Source organism: Marivirga sp. (genome assembly GCF_035704835.1).
GTDB lineage: Bacteria > Bacteroidota > Bacteroidia > Cytophagales > Cyclobacteriaceae > Marivirga.
Window position 1 is genome coordinate 37,907 of the sequence record NZ_DASSWQ010000075.1, and the last position, 15,731, is coordinate 53,637.

The 15,731-nt window shown below is 32.9% G+C and carries 12 protein-coding genes and 1 pseudogene; 7 read left to right on the forward strand and 6 right to left on the reverse strand.

Translation table 11 applies throughout. The features are described 5' to 3' along the window. Positions 1-66: 66 nt before the first annotated feature. Positions 67-2,730 carry a putative LPS assembly protein LptD gene (locus VFM92_RS13325; RefSeq protein ID WP_325122720.1) on the forward strand — a complete coding sequence of 888 codons (2,664 nt, stop codon included), beginning with the start codon at positions 67-69 and terminating at the stop codon, positions 2,728-2,730. Positions 2,731-2,788: 58 nt separating this feature from the next. Here VFM92_RS13325 and VFM92_RS13330 read toward each other — a convergent pair whose 3' ends face one another. The 4 genes from VFM92_RS13330 to VFM92_RS13345 are packed head-to-tail and all read right to left on the reverse strand — an operon-like array spanning position 2,789 to position 6,273. Beyond that, a complete protein-coding gene (locus VFM92_RS13330) occupies positions 2,789-3,271 on the reverse strand; it encodes a low molecular weight protein-tyrosine-phosphatase (RefSeq protein WP_325122721.1) in 483 nt (160 codons plus the stop codon). Then, positions 3,268-4,134, reverse strand: coding sequence for a glycosyltransferase (locus VFM92_RS13335; RefSeq protein ID WP_325122722.1), 867 nt, complete (start codon positions 4,132-4,134; stop codon positions 3,268-3,270). The genes VFM92_RS13330 and VFM92_RS13335 overlap by 4 nt, the downstream gene beginning before the upstream one ends. Then, the gene (locus VFM92_RS13340; protein WP_325122723.1) at positions 4,124-5,350 is read right to left on the reverse strand and encodes a hypothetical protein; all 1,227 of its coding nucleotides are present in this window, start codon (positions 5,348-5,350) and stop codon (positions 4,124-4,126) included. The genes VFM92_RS13335 and VFM92_RS13340 overlap by 11 nt, the downstream gene beginning before the upstream one ends. Continuing rightward, entirely contained in the window at positions 5,344-6,273 is a 930-nt protein-coding gene (locus VFM92_RS13345; RefSeq protein WP_325122724.1) for a hypothetical protein, read from the reverse strand. Before VFM92_RS13345 ends, VFM92_RS13340 begins: the two co-directional genes overlap by 7 nt. Positions 6,274-6,352: 79 nt before the next feature. Between VFM92_RS13345 and VFM92_RS13350 the strand changes: the two genes are divergently transcribed. Further along, positions 6,353-6,961 (forward strand): YigZ family protein, encoded by a 609-nt coding sequence (locus tag VFM92_RS13350; RefSeq protein WP_325122725.1) that lies wholly within the window; start codon positions 6,353-6,355, stop codon positions 6,959-6,961. A gap of 2 nt (positions 6,962-6,963) precedes the next feature. Here the strand turns inward: VFM92_RS13350 and VFM92_RS13355 are convergent, their stop codons facing one another. Continuing rightward, positions 6,964-7,440 (reverse strand): DUF962 domain-containing protein, encoded by a 477-nt coding sequence (locus VFM92_RS13355; protein ID WP_325122726.1) that lies wholly within the window; start codon positions 7,438-7,440, stop codon positions 6,964-6,966. Positions 7,441-7,788: 348 nt separating this feature from the next. Here VFM92_RS13355 and hisG point away from each other — a divergent pair, with 348 nt between their 5' ends. From hisG to hisC, 3 genes are read left to right on the forward strand one after another with little or no spacing between them, the layout of a single operon-like run. After that, positions 7,789-8,646 (forward strand): ATP phosphoribosyltransferase, encoded by an 858-nt coding sequence (gene hisG / locus VFM92_RS13360; protein ID WP_325122727.1) that lies wholly within the window; start codon positions 7,789-7,791, stop codon positions 8,644-8,646. A gap of 41 nt (positions 8,647-8,687) precedes the next feature. Beyond that, positions 8,688-9,974 carry a histidinol dehydrogenase gene (gene hisD / locus VFM92_RS13365; RefSeq protein ID WP_325122728.1) on the forward strand — a complete coding sequence of 429 codons (1,287 nt, stop codon included), beginning with the start codon at positions 8,688-8,690 and terminating at the stop codon, positions 9,972-9,974. Positions 9,975-9,987: 13 nt separating this feature from the next. Beyond that, positions 9,988-11,043 carry a histidinol-phosphate transaminase gene (gene hisC / locus VFM92_RS13370; protein WP_325122729.1) on the forward strand — a complete coding sequence of 352 codons (1,056 nt, stop codon included), beginning with the start codon at positions 9,988-9,990 and terminating at the stop codon, positions 11,041-11,043. Here hisC and VFM92_RS13375 read toward each other — a convergent pair. Next, positions 11,040-11,588 (reverse strand): NUDIX hydrolase, encoded by a 549-nt coding sequence (locus VFM92_RS13375; protein WP_325122730.1) that lies wholly within the window; start codon positions 11,586-11,588, stop codon positions 11,040-11,042. The two genes, hisC and VFM92_RS13375, sit on opposite strands and share 4 nt — an antisense overlap. Positions 11,589-11,763: 175 nt before the next feature. Between VFM92_RS13375 and VFM92_RS13380 the strand changes: the two genes are divergently transcribed. Together VFM92_RS13380 and VFM92_RS13385 are read left to right on the forward strand one after the other, a co-directional pair. Continuing rightward, on the forward strand, positions 11,764-14,370 hold the full coding sequence (locus tag VFM92_RS13380; protein WP_325122731.1) for a tetratricopeptide repeat-containing sensor histidine kinase: 2,607 nt from the start codon (positions 11,764-11,766) through the stop codon (positions 14,368-14,370). Positions 14,371-14,454: 84 nt separating this feature from the next. Further along, positions 14,455-15,606, forward strand: a pseudogene (locus VFM92_RS13385) (hypothetical protein). The last annotated feature ends 125 nt before the right edge of the window (positions 15,607-15,731 follow it).

The window sequence follows — 15,731 nt, forward strand, 5'->3', positions numbered from 1 at the left end:
TTGAATAGTATAATTTTACACAAAGATTGCAAAAAATCATCAAATCGGAAAAATCCACAGAATAATTTGAAGCGGTTTATATTTATTTTAGTCATTTTCTTAATCCCATTTTTTGGGTATTCACAAATAGGTGGCAATAGAATTCGGAAAGCGGATAATGCCCAAACTATTAACGCTAATGATACGTCAAAAAGTGCGAATAATAAAAAAGCGTTAAAAGCCGATTCCACTGCTAAAGTAAAAGGTGATATTAAAACCACAATCAATTACAATGCCACGGATTCAATGAATTTCAATTTGAAAACTCAGGATATCATCATGTATAATGAAGCACATGTTGATTATGGGGATATAGAATTAGAGGCAGATAAAATAAAAGTTAATTACAACACTAAAATATTAGATGCAAGCGGTTTGAGAGATTCTGCCAATAATATGACAGGTGAACCTGTTTTTACCGACAAAGGTCAGGTTTATCAAACAGAAAAGATTACTTATAATTTTGATACAAAAAGAGCAATCATTAAAGGGGTAGTTACGCAGCAGGGTGAGGCATTCATGCACTCAGACTGGACTAAAAAGAATGAGAAAGACGAATTGTTTAGTGATCATGCTTTGTATACTACTTGTAACTTAGAACATCCACACTTTGGAATTTCCGCTAATAAAATTAAACTAATTCCTAATGATAAAATTTTGGCTGGCCCGTTTAATTTAGAAATCACTGAAATACCAACCCCATTTATATTCCCATTTGGTATGTTTCCAATGCCTAATAATAAAACTTCCGGTATTTTATTCCCTACTTATGGAGAAGAAAATAGAAGAGGATTTTTCTTAAGAGATGGTGGTTATTACTGGGCCATTAACGAATATGCAGATATGGCTTTAAGAGGAGAAATATATTCTAAAGGAAGTTATGGATTATCAGTTGCTTCCAATTATAAAAAACGGTATAGCTATTCAGGTGACTTAAGCATTAGATTCAATCAACAACGACTAGGTGAAACGGAAGCCGATTCAGCTATTTCTAGGGATTTTTGGGTGCGTTGGTCTCACAGACCTGAGTCAAAAGGCACTGGACGGTTCTCAGCATCAGTAAATGGAGGAAGTTCATCATATAATAATAATAATCCAACTTCGGATTATCAGCAGCAAGTAACACCTATATTTAATTCTAATATTTCCTATTCAAATGTAATACAGGGAACTCCCTTTAACTATGCTATTAGTGCCCGACACAATCAAAATGTTAGAACAAATGAAATAGACCTACTATTACCAGAAGTGGCATTGAATATGAATCGACAATATCCTTTCAAAAATGTAAATGTCAAAGGTTTGGATTGGTTACAAAAAATAAATTATTCTTACAATTTCACCGCAACCAACCAAATTACAAATAAATTAGGCACCGTTGGTGATACACAAGATAGCATTGCACCTTTTAATAGAGAAACATTACCTTATTTACTAGAAAGAGCAAATAATGGAGGTCGGCATAGAATTCCAATTTCAACTTCTTTTAATGTTTTAAAATTCATAACAGCAAGTCCTACTTTTAATTATGATGAGGTCTGGTATTTAAAAGAATTAAATTTCCGCTATAGTGATTCTTTAAATAGACCAGTTGCGGATACTATAAACACTTTTAGTAGAGCATCTTCCTATAGTGCAGGAATTGGATTTACCACCAGACTTTACGGAACTATTTATCCAAAAAGAGGAGCAGTTAAAGCTGTCCGGCATATCATGACACCTTCTATAAACTTAAATTGGAGACCTGATTTTGGAGATGAAAAATATGGTATCTATCAAGAAGTTCAATCCGATTCATTAGGTAATACACAGATCCTCTCAAAATATCAAGGATTTGTTTACGGAAGTCCAGGGAGAGGTCAATCTGGTACTATTGGAATATCTCTTTCTAACACTGTAGAAATGAAAGTTAAAAAGAAAGGGGACACCTCCGATATACCTACCAAAATTAAAATATTTGATAACTTATCATTTTCAACATCTTACAACATCATAGCAGATTCTTTCAGATTAGCTCCAATATCAATTAATGCTAGAACTAATTTATTTAATGGTAAACTAGATGTGAATTTACAAACAGGAATTGATCCTTATGTTATAGTTTTAGACAGCATTACAACCTTAGAAAACGGGAACACAGAAGTTTATCAGAGAAGAATAGACCAGTATGCTTGGGAAGGTGGTCAAGGAATTGGCCGTTTAACTACCGCTAATCTAGCATTATCAACAAATCTTAATCCTGCAGGAAGAGAAAGTGACACAGAAAATAGAAACAGTGTAGCAGAAAGAGCTAGGCAAAGTGGGGCTACTGAAGACCAAGTTCAAGCCCTAACCAATAATCCTGAAATGTATGTTGATTTTGAAGTTCCTTGGAATTTAAGAGTTCGATATAATATCAGATGGAACAAACAAGGGTTTGAAGAAGCAATGGTTCAGCAAACAATGAACTTTAGCGGAGATGTGAATTTTACTGAGAACTGGAAAGTTGGATTTACATCTGGTTACGATTTTGAGCAGCAAGATTTCACTCAAACTTCACTGAATATTTTTAGAAACCTACACTGCTGGCAAATTAATGCTAACTGGGTTCCATTTGGTAGATTCCAATCATTTAGTGTGGATATTGGTGTTAAAGCATCCATACTTCAGGACTTGAAATTGAATAGAAGAAGAAGCTGGTGGGATAATTAATTACGAATTATCAATTACATAATTCCGAATTACTTAAGATTCTGAATTTAAATGGCATTTAGTTTTCTATAGCCTCAAGGTGGTGGTTCAATAGATTTTCAGTGCATCTATCTAAGATATTATAAACATTTTGAAAACCTTCAACGCCTCCATAATAAGGGTCAGGAACATCTTTTCCCTTTAATTCAGAGGCACTTTCAAAGTCACGCATTAACTGTACTTTTTGTAAATGTATTTCTGAAGTAGCCAACCCAATAACTCTCATTTTATTAGCATTGTCCATAACCAAAATATGGTCAAACCGGTTAAAATCAGCCACTTCAAATTGTCTTGCTCTTTGTTTTAAATTTAATCCATTTTTCAATGCATTTTCTCGCGTTCTTTCGTCAGGTAATTCTCCGATATGATAATCTGCTGTTCCACATGAATCTAACTTAAATTGCTTTTCTAGGCCTAATTTAACTATTTTTTCTCTCATTAAGCCTTCTGCCAAAGGTGAGCGACAGATATTTCCCAAGCACACGAAAAGTATTTTTTTCATTTTAGTAAGATAGATTTAAACCCTAATTTAATAAATGATGCGAACAATAATAATCTTTTATGAATAAAAGCCTGCTTAGCTTCATAAGATATTCTTTTCAAGAAGGCTTTTTTCTCACGCTTGCCTAGAATCAATTGATAGGCCTTATGGCAAATTTTTAACGTGGAACTCAATTGCCTATTCCCCCTTTTATATTGATTAGCTGATAAAGAACTAGGTAATTTCCGCTTTTCAACTAATATTTTATCCGTATAACTAAAGGGAAAATCTCTCGAAAGCCTCAACATGATATCGAAATCTTCATAAGCCAACTCTTCATCATAACCACCCAATTTTTTCAGTATAGAAGCTCTGTACATCAAAGTGGGCGGACAAATAAAATAACGTTCCAGAATATGATGAAAAACTTCTCCTTGAGGTACATGAACTTTCGATTCACCTTTCTCATTTATTTCATAATGATTTTTTATAAATTCCCCAGTCTCATCAATATAATTGGCATTGGTGAAATTTAAAGCAACCTCAGAATTTGCATTCATATTTTTCGACCCCTCTTCTACTCTTTTAGGCAATAAAATATCATCCGCAGCCAAATCAATAATATAATCAGCATCCGTTAATTTTAAGGCGGAGTTAAAAGCTTTACAATTCCCAATATTCTTCTCAAGAAACAAAGTCTTAATATTTCTCTCAGAATATTTATTTTTAAAAGTCTTGATTATTGATATACTATTGTCAGTTGAGGCATCATCTACCACAATGAGTTCTGTTGGAAAAGTCTGGTTGAGAACAGACTTCATGGCCTCTTCCACGAACTTTTCGTGATTATAACACAAGCAGATAACAGTTACTTTAGTAGGCATCTCTCAAACTTTTTGTTCCAACAATGCCGACCATTAAAAAATAGCAAATGAATCGAATGATATGAGCATAAACCAATATTTCAACTCCTATGTCGGATTTCATTACTATTAAAATTACGAATATAAGTGCACTCAATAATTCTGTAATAATATAGATTTTGGTTTTAACCGATGCAATCAGGTAGATTGAAAAAGGAAAGGCAAAAAAGGCAAAAACATCACCTAAAATTTGAAATTGAAAAAGATTACTAGCACCAATATATTGCACATCATATAAAGTCTTCAAAAGAAATTCATTTAGCAGAAAGACTAAAAGCAAAAATAAGATTGAGATTTGAGCATATATTAAATAATAGTTTTTGAAAATTCTAAAGTCCAATTTACTTTGCGTTATTTTTTCCGAAAGAAGTGGATATAAACTCAAGAACAAAAAGCTAATCATCAACCCTCTGTAAGCTACCGAGATTCTAACCACCGATTGCCATAACCCTGTCTGAACTGCTCCAAATTCCTGAATTGCATATTCTCTAATGAAATAATCCACCCATTTACTGCTCAACCAAATGGTTAAAGCCATGATAAGAAACTGTTTGAAATGATTCTTTACTTTCCTGTCAATCTTAAAATCGAATTTTAAAGAAGAATAGACAGGTATAATCAGAATGACAGTAAAAAGGGATTGAATGATTAACCAAAAAATTAAAAACTGATTAAGCTGAAAATCAATAAAGCCAATTGCCAGGAAAAATACTGACCATTGAATTAAAAGGATAAAAGAAAATAACTTAAGTTTTTTCCGAACAACATAAATTGCTGATACAATTAACCCAAAACAGAAAAGAAAAATAGATGGAATAATCATCAACCAATTTTGAAGGCTGAACGTGAAAATACTTTCTCCAAAATGTTCACTAATCAATAAAAACAATCCACTTGAAAAGACTAGAAATGTCATAAGAATGATGGCAGTACCAACAATCTGTGCATTATGAACTGATTTTTTTGGAAAAGCATTAATCAATCCATGAGCTACGGCATCTTGAATGGGCTGAGTGAATAAAGCGACAAAATTTTGAAAATGGCTAAAAAGTGTGGTTCCAGCTGGACCATAGAAAATTGCCACCACTTTTTGAGCTCCGAATCCTGCAAAAGTTCGAATCATGAGCAGCAATGCACTCAAAATGCTATGATTATATTTAGTCCAATATTTCAGCATTCAAAAGTGTATTTCCTTATGGCCGATGCACCAATTTCCTTTTTAAAACGAGCAATATTTTTGTGAATATTTCCATTTGAATCCATGGAAGTCCCCAAATCCAAAAGCTTTATTTTATTGGATTTAGCATATTCATAAATACTTTCATACAGCAAAAGAGAAAGCTCTTGATTGTCAAACGCTGGATTTGTGATTAGACTATATAGGTATAAATATTCAGCTGAGACACGTACTACAAAAGCATTCCCTATCAACTGATTTTTAAAAATTAACTGAAACCCTAGGTAATTATTCGGAAATGCACTTTTAAACTGGATAATCCTTCCTAATGGGATATAATTTTCGTGGCCTTTTTCAATTCTCCATTCCAGATTCTGCTGATATATTTTTTCCCATTGTTTAATTCCTATTTGCTCAACAACAAAATCTCTTCTTTTTAAAGCCCTTAACTTTTGTTTTCTCCTTTTTTGAGGTAGCTTTTCTGCAAATCTATCTTTATCAATTCTCATAAAGTGGTTAATTTCAACTTTCACAATCTTAGAAAATTGAAACTGTTCCTGACCAGAAAAAAGTGAGTTCCAAACAAATCGAATGGGTTTATTGCTTTTAGCTCGTAGGAATGACTTACTCTCCTGCAATAAGTTTTTAAAATTAATATCTCCAAAGTATTTGGGACAGGAAAAAGGTGCTGAAACCGGGCTAAACCAACAATCATTTTCTTCTTGAAAAATCCAAAAAGCAAGCAACTGATTATTAGTATCTCTAATAATCAAAGGGCAAATTGATTTTTCAGAATTAAATAGATTCACATAATCTTGTAAAAGGAAAACAGGAAATCCGAGTGCTTCTTCTTCCTGAGGGGAAGGGAATTGCTCGGAAATTTGATAGTTTTGCCTCATGGGGTAAAAATACTTTTTATGCATCAATTAACATCAGTTTTGATACTAATTTGCTCAAAAACCTCTAATTTGAGCATTCTTTTGATAAAATTCCAGTGAATAAATGAAGGACTATTTCTATACAATTTCTAAAGGTGGCGAAGGATTTTACAAAGAAAAGGGCAGTAAATTCATTGGATTAGCTTTTCGTGTAAGAGATGAAGATGAAGTTAAAGAAAGGCTTGAGGAAGTGAAAAAGCAATATCATGATGGTCGTCATCACTGCTATGCCTACATTTTATCAAAAGATAAACTAAGAGCCAATGATGATGGAGAACCTAATCATTCTGCTGGAGACCCTATTCTAGGACAAATAAAATCCAAAAATCTTACTGAGGTTTTGATAGTGGTAGTCCGCTATTTTGGAGGAACCAAATTAGGTGTTTCAGGACTGATTAACGCTTACAAAACAGCTGCTTTTGAAGCATTGGAAGCTTCAAAATTGATAGAAGTTACCATCGAAGAAATTTATGATATTCAATATGGATATGAAATCACTAATGAAGTGATGCGTTTAATCTCTGACTTTGAAGCTGATATCAAAAATCAGGAATTCACTGAAAATTGTACTGCCACTTTAGGCATAAAGCAATCGCTCAAAGAGAAATTTGAAGATGAGGCACAGAAGATTGAAGGATTAACTTTCAATCCTATTGAAGAAACCAATAAATAAATTCAATATTTCACACCCATTTTTCTATAAATAAAATGCATTAGCCAAGCAGGTCCAATCAACAAAAACTGTAAATCCTTAAGAAAGGAAGGCTTTTTACCTTCAATTTTATGCCCCCAGAATTGACCTACCCAGGCCAAGAAAAATACGATTAAAGCAATGGCCCATAAAGGCAAGAAGTTTAATTGGTCTGCCCAACGAGCTACGGCTATACATAATATAGCAAAAGCTACCATTCCAAATGAAAGCGGAATAGACAGACTGATATAATAAATGAGAACTATTGCTAAAACTACTACTGCCCAATTATCAAAATACCCAACACCAAAAGCATAAGTTAGCATGTCATTAGGAATGGAATATAAAAGTGCAACTACACTCCAAAAAATCAGGGGCACACAAATCCAATGAACCATTTTGTTGGTTTCATTTTTATGACTTGACCCATATTCTTCTAATAATGCATCTATCTTTCTCATGATTCTAAAATAGATAATTTTATTTTATGAATCAATAAGTCCAAGCTTCGAACCTTCTTTTTCTTAAATATTTACAAAACCACTTTAATAATAGTAGCTATTTTAAAAAAGCTTACTACATTTGCATCCAAATGAACAACAGAATAGTACATATCCTTTCAATGCAAAATGCTTCTCAAGCATTTCACGCTATTCATATATTCCATCATTCCTCGTTTTAAGAGGAATAAATTCACTATATCGCCATAAGCAGGTTTCTGCACGTTAAATAATTTTAAGGAAAATCATAAAACATTTCCTTAGAAAATCTCTTAGTTAAATACTATTTTTAAATTTCAAAAATCAAAGATGAATACATTAAAAATTGCTATACAAAAGTCAGGTCGTTTAAGCGAAGACTCACTTAAATTAATAAAAGAATGCGGCATTAAATTCAACAATGGAAAAGGAAAATTAAAAGCTACAGCGGATAACTTCCCTCTTGAATTTCTTTTTTTAAGAGATGATGATATTCCGGGTTATGTGGAAGATGGAGTGGCTGATTTAGGAATAGTGGGCGAAAACGTATTGGTTGAATATCAAAAAGATGTGAAGCTCGTTAAGAAATTAGGCTTTTCTAAATGCAGACTATCGATTGGAGTTGACCGAAACTGGGATTATAAAAACATTAAAGACCTTGACGGCAAAAGCATTGCGACCTCCTACCCTAAAATTTTAGGCAACTATTTAAAAGAAAATAACATCAATGCTGAAATTCACGAAATCAGTGGTTCAGTAGAAATTGCACCAAGTATTGGTCTGGCTGATGCTGTTTGCGATATTGTAAGCTCTGGAAGCACTTTATTGAGCAATGGACTGAAAGAAGCAGATGTTATCATGAGGTCTGAAGCTGTGTTAGTTTCAGGAAAAAACTTATCTGCTGAGCAAGAGAAAATCTTGAATCAGTTGTTATTTAGAATGGAAGCTGTTCAGGCTGGAAAAAACAACAAATATATTCTATTAAATGCTCCTAATGATTCTATAGATGAAATCATTAGTTTGCTACCAGGCATGAAAAGCCCTACAGTTTTACCATTGGCAATGGAAGGTTGGAGTTCTTTGCACTCGGTAGTGAAAGAAGATGAATTTTGGGAAGTTATAGAAAAACTCAAAGATGCAGGTGCACAAGGAATACTAGTTGCTCCAATTGAGAAAATGATTGTTTGAAGATTCTGATGCGATAGAGATATTGCTTGATTTAAAAAATTATGAAGGATTATACATACCCTAAAAGGGAAAACTGGGAAAAAATTCTAAAAAGACCTACCGCTTCGCTTTCAGACATCAGAAAGGTGGTTCAGCCCATCATGGATGAGATTCAAAGTAAGGGTGACAGCGCTTTGAAAGAATATACCAAGAAATTTGACGGAATAGATTTAGAAAATTTAGTAGTAAGCCAAAAGGAAATCAAAGATGCTTCTTCTCAAGTTTCTGATAAATTAAAAGAAGCAATCAAAGTTGCTCATGACAATATTTATAAGTTTCATGAAGCACAAAAAATTGCCCCATTGAAAATTGAAACCATGCCTGGCGTGCTTTGTGAAAGAAAATCAGTAGCGATTCCAAAAGTTGGGCTTTATATTCCTGGTGGAACAGCACCTCTTTTTAGTACGGTCTTAATGCTAGCAATTCCTGCTAAAATCGCAGGTTGCAAAGAGATTGTTTTATGTAGTCCTCCAGATAAAGAAGGCAATATTCACCCAGCTATTTTATATGCTGCTGAGGTAGCTGGAATTACTAAAATATTTAAAGTAGGCGGAGCGCAAGCAATTGCTGGTTTGGCTTACGGAACGGAAAGCATTCCGAAAGTGGATAAAATATTTGGTCCGGGAAATCAATACGTAACCGCTGCCAAGCAATTGGCAAGTCTGGAAGCTGTAGCAATTGACATGCCTGCTGGCCCTTCCGAGGTTTTAGTTTATGCAGATGAAAATGCTGACCCTGCATTTATTTCAGCTGATTTGCTTTCACAAGCCGAACATGGAGTTGACAGTCAAGTAATCTTCGTCACGACATCAACAGGCATGTTGGGTGCATTGCAAAAAGAGATTTATCATCAATTGAGTGAATTACCAAGATGGGAAATAGCAGATAGATGTTTGCAAAACAGTGCCGTCATCATCCTTAAAGATGAAAAGGAATGCATTGATTTAATCAATTTATATGCTCCTGAACATTTGATTTTATTGGCAAAAAATGCTCGAGAAATAGCAGACCAAATTGAAAATGCAGGTTCTATATTTTTAGGCTATTTCACTCCTGAATCGGCTGGGGATTATGCCTCCGGAACCAATCATACTTTACCAACAAATGGAGCGGCAAGAGCCTACAGTGGTGTTTCATTAGAAAGTTTTGTCAAAAACATCACCTATCAGGAAATTACACCTGAAGGCTTGCAAAACTTAGGCCCCCATGTGGAAGAAATGGCAGAAGCAGAATCGTTAATCGCACACAAAAATGCAGTGACTTTGCGGTTAAATAGTTTAAAAAAATAAATGATTTGCTAGAATGAGCATTAAAACAAATTGGAAGGGATTAGTGGTTCCTCATATTTTAAATTTGCAGGCCTATTCATCCGCAAGAGATGAATTTTCTGGCGATGCAAAAGTATTTTTAGATGCCAATGAAAATCCGTTTGATGAGGAACAACAAAAATGGAATCGCTATCCAGACCCTTTGCAAAAGGACATCAAAAATCAAATTTCTGAAATTAAAGACATCCCTTCTGAAAATATCTTTTTAGGGAATGGCAGTGATGAGGCGATTGATTTATTATTCAGGATTTTCTGTAAAGGAGGTGAATCAAATGTTATTACCTGCCCTCCCACTTATGGAATGTACAAGGTCTCATCATCTATTCACAATATTGACAATATTGAAATTCCTCTAACCCCGGATTTTCAATTGGATGTAAATGGTATTTTAGAGGCTGCCAATGAAAAAAGCAAGATGTTGTTCATTTGCTCGCCTAATAATCCTACAGGAAACAGCATGAGAAAAGATACCATTCATAATTTGTTGGACAATTTTAATGGAATTGTTATCATAGATGAAGCCTACATTGATTTTTCAGCTCAAAAATCGTGGATTCATCAATTAGATAATTATCATAATTTGGTAGTCTTGCAAACCTTAAGCAAAGCTTGGGGATTGGCATCAGCTCGATTAGGAATGGCATTTACAAATCCAGAATTAATTAAAATATTAAATAAGGTAAAGCCTCCATACAACATTAGTGGGCCAAGTCAAAAACTGGTTTCGGAATCACTATTCAAAAAAGATGCTTGGGACAAGCAAATAAAAACAATATTAGCCGAAAGAGATGTGCTTAACCAAAAGCTTCAGGAAATACCCGGAGTCAAAAAAGTCTTTGCAACGGATGCTAATTTCATTTTAGTGAAAATAAATAATGCAAAATCAATCTATCAAAAACTAATTGAAAAAGGTATAGTGGTGCGCGATAGGTCCAATGTAAAACTTTGTGATGATTGCTTAAGAATTACAGTGGGCACTGAAGTTGAAAATGAAAATCTCATCTCAGCTCTTTTAGATATCTCAAATTAATTCTCTTTAGCTAGGATAACTTTTAGTTTTAAAAGTGCTGCCATGCTAATGCTATCCGTTATTTTTCCATCCAAAACCATTTGAAAGGCTTCCTCTAGGGGAAGCTTTTTAATTTTAAGGTCTTCGGTATCTTCAAACTGAGTATTACCTTGCTCTAACTCTTTTGCTAAAAAAACCACTCCCCTTTCATCTGAGACAGAATTACTGGTATGGATTCTCAGAAATTCTTCCCAATCATTTGCAGTCAAGCCTGTATCCTCTTTCAATTCTCTTTTGGCTGCATCAAGTTCCTTCTCTCCAATGGGACAACCACCTTCAGGAATTTCCCAACTATATTCATCCAATGGATATCGATATTGCCCCACCAGCCAAGTATTTCCGTCCTTATCAATCGGAATAACACCCACTGCAACATTTTTAAAATGTACTCTACCATAAATTCCTTTACCCCCACTTGGATTTATAACTTTATCCTCTTCAACCCGAATCCAAGGATTATCATATTGAAGTTTTGTATTTAAAAGTTTCCATGGATTGTTTGCCATTATAATCTTGTTTTCAATTTTTGAATGCCAGTTGGTTGACTAAAAAAATAAAGATGAAAAATTTCTTACCTGATTATCACACAAAAAATTAATTATATCGAAATTTAGATCAAGTATTTTTTAAATTGTTTAGATTTTTAAAATAAAATGGTCAATTTAATTTCAAATCTTAATATTGAGCGAAAAAAATAAAAATACTATCCAATTAACCCTTTTGTTATTAGTAGTCACTTCTCTTTTGAACTTGAACTTATTAAAGGCTCAAAATAGTGTAAATGACTCGGCTGTTTATTACATTTCAATAGCAAAAGAAAATTGGCATAATGATCTACAAAAATCACATAATGCTGCTTACAAAGCATTTAAGCTTATCCCGAGAATAAATAATATTGATTTAATTGCCGATGCATATGCTCAATATGGCGTTTCGTTTTATACAAATTTAGAATATGATAGCGCAATATTTTACTATAAAAAAGCTGTTAATACTATTGAAAGTAGCAGTAAAGATTATTATCGATATATCTCTTATTTATGCTCAGCACTGGAAAAAAAAGGATTATACAAAAATATATTTGACATAATTGACAATCAACTATCTGGCATAGAGACGAATAATAGAGAGCATTTAAGATTGTTATTTATTAGACTTTCTGCCGCTATAAAAATTGGTTATTCAACGGATGCCGAAAGCATTATTAAGCAAATTGAAAAAATATTACCCAATCTTAATGAAAAATATACTTCGCAAGAATTTACTAAACTAAAGGGTGAATATTTCCACCTTGTAGCATCTTATGAAAAATCAGATTCAATTTTCCATCAATTGAAAATTCATTATGATTCAGTAAATAATAGCATAAACAAAGCGGAAATCTTTCTACTCTTGGCGCAAAATTCTATGGAGGTTAGTAAATATAAAGAGAGTTCTAAATACTTGATAAAGTCCCAAGCAATTTATGAAAGTATAAATTATGAATATGGAATAGCGAATATCAACCTGAACACTGGAACATTACTTTCATGGATGCAAATGTATGACGAAGCAAGTGATTATATCTTCAAAGCCTTAGAGGTATTTGAAGAAAATAAAAACTTGAATGATATTCAAATAGCCTATTATGAATTAGGATGGATTTATCAATCATTAAAATTAGAAGAAAGGTCCAAAAAATATCTTAATGAAGCACTTACTATTGCTGGAAAAATTCAAAACATAAAATACTTAGGTAGAGAACATAATGCTTTTGGTTCTTTGTACACAAGTTTGGAAAAATACGATTCTGCCTTAATGCATTTTGACTCGGCTATCTATTACCAAAACATCAGCAAAAATATTAAGGAGCTTTCAGCTGCGAAATTTAACAAAGCTGTTGTTTTAGATAAACTAGGTAAAGACAATCAAGCACTGGAGTTATATAGAGAAAGCTATAAAGTTGATTTAAAGCTAAATCATAATTCGGGTCTAATTGAAGGTGAATGGGTATTGGGAGAATATTTCATGAAAAAAAACCAATTAGATTCTGCAATACATTACTTTAATTTGGGAGAAAAGAGAGCAGTAGAATTAGGTGAAAAGTATTTTTTACTGAAGATATATGAAGCTCAAGCCACCTTAGCAAATAAAAGAAACAACTATAAACTTTCTTCCGAATATCTTCAGAAAGCACTTAAAGCTCAGAAAGAATTGTCTGAGGAAAATAAAACGCTTGATTTAGCCACTGTAGAAACCATGTACGATTTAAAAAATAAAGAAAAGGAATTAGCCTTACTAAATCTTCAAAAGGAAAATAACGAACAAACAATTGCTTTAAATAAAAAAACGATTGAATCCCAACAAAACACTTTGATAGTGCTTGCAACTGGAATTATTTTATTGTTGATTATCAGTTATATCATTTTCAGATATCTAAAAGTAAAAACAAAGACTAATCATCAATTAAGAGAATTATATAGTCAAATTCAAGAGAAGCAGGAAGAGATAATGGCGCAGTCAGAGGAGCTAAAGGAAGCAAATGACTATGTACATGAATTAAATCAATTTCTAGAAGAAAGAGTTAAAGAAAGAACAATAGCATTAGAAAATGCACTATCTGAACTGGACTATTTTTTTTATAGAGCATCACATGATTTTAGAGGTCCGTTGACTACATTAATGGGCTTGGTAGGGCTCTCCAAAACCTTATCAATTAATGGAAATGCAGGCGAACTTTTTGAAAAAGTTGATATTACTGCCAAAAAGCTTGATGGAATGGTTAAAAAACTTCAATCTGTTAGTTTTTTAGGAGAATTCAAAAACTTAAAATCTCCTAAAAATATAATCTTAAGAGAAGAAATTTTAAAGATTTACCAAAATGTTCTTGAAAATGTGAGTAGTCAAAAACAGAAATTTCATTCTGAAATAAAAATCAATACTAACATTCAGGAAATCTTTTTTTATCCGCGCATTTTAGAAATATGTATCTTTAACCTTTTAGAAAATAGTATCATATTTAATGACAATGAAAACATACATCTCAATATTACAGCAGAAGCCAATGAAACGGAGTTAATTATTAGCATTGAGGACAATGGTTTAGGGATACATGAAAATATTCAAAGTGAAATATTCAATATGTTTAAAAGAAGCTCTCATGCTTCAGCTGGAAACGGATTAGGACTTTACTTGGTTAAAAAAGCCGTGGATAATCTTAATGGGAAAATTTTACTACGCAGTAAAGAACGAATAGGGAGTAAATTCACTATTTTTATGTCTCTTCCAGAACACAAAAATCTTCCTTAATTGACAGTACCAATCAAATTAATTCAACTAAAAAGTCAACACTGACCGTAGTTTTCAGTTAAGACTTATTTACCAACTTGAAAAATGTTAGATACCTTACGGAAAATAAAATCTCTGGATCTAGAAAGTGAAATAAATATAGATTTACTTCAGGAATTGGTGAATCAAATAAGACCACCAAAAAATAAAATAAATGTTGCAAAACAAAATATAAATCAATTAACAAAAACCCTCAGGATTTACAATGACGAAAAGGAAGCACTAAGAAATTACCTAACACAGCTAATCCGTTCTAGGCAATGCATTCAGTTATTTACTGATTCAGGCATCCTAACGACCAAAGGTTTTTTTAGGGAAACAATGGACAGGCTTAATTCCAGAATCTTACCAAGAGCCTATAATGAAACCGACCATACCGAACTTTTCAATTTAATTTTTTATAAAAAATGGGACTACATTTGGGTGAGCTATATTCCTGATGAAGATTGGTCCCTTTTGTTTCAGGAACTGGGTTTAAAAGGAGTAAGCTTTTTGCAAAAAGAAATCAGCATGCTTTCTCAATTGCTTAATAGTATTTTGGTTCTTTCCCAAAGAGTTGCTGCATTATGATTGGAACCGGAAATACTGGCTAAACTCCCGGAATTAGAAGAGTTTGATTCGCCTTTCATGATTCAGAATATTGAAATTATCGAATATCTGAATAATTTTCAAAAACCTAATTTTGATAAATCAGACCAAAATCCTGACTACAAACACATTTTAGTCATGCTTAGCCAGTGTGAGGACTATATCGCGTTGATAAGAAAAGAGAAAAAAAAATATGGAGCAGATTTGCACTTAACCTATCTCCTTTTAAGATTAAGTCAAAATATTTCTCGCTTAAGAAAGCTTCTGAAATTAGCTGATATCTCTAATGATGATATTCCTTTTAAAACAGAAATTGAAGTTTTAAAAACCCTAGTCCGTACTGAAAATAAAAAAGACAGTTTAGTTGAACATTTAGAAAATAATATTAATCTTTTAGCCTTTCAAGTTACAGAACATGCAGGAAAAACGGGAGAACATTATATAAGTCACACTAGAAAAGAATGGTGGAAAATGCTTGTTTCCGCAATGGGTGGAGGTTTAATTGTAGGCTTTTTAACTATTTTCAAAGTTATAATTTACTATCTAAAACTTGCTTCATTTGGTGAGACTTTTTTATATAGCATGAACTACTCATTAGTCGACCCTTAAAAACTATTTAATACATTGATTATCAATTATTTAATTAATAAAAAGCTTTGATTTTTTTGCAAGTTTTCGTATTTTCCTGACAGAAACCTTGCAAATATTGATGCATGAAACCCATTAAAAAAGCT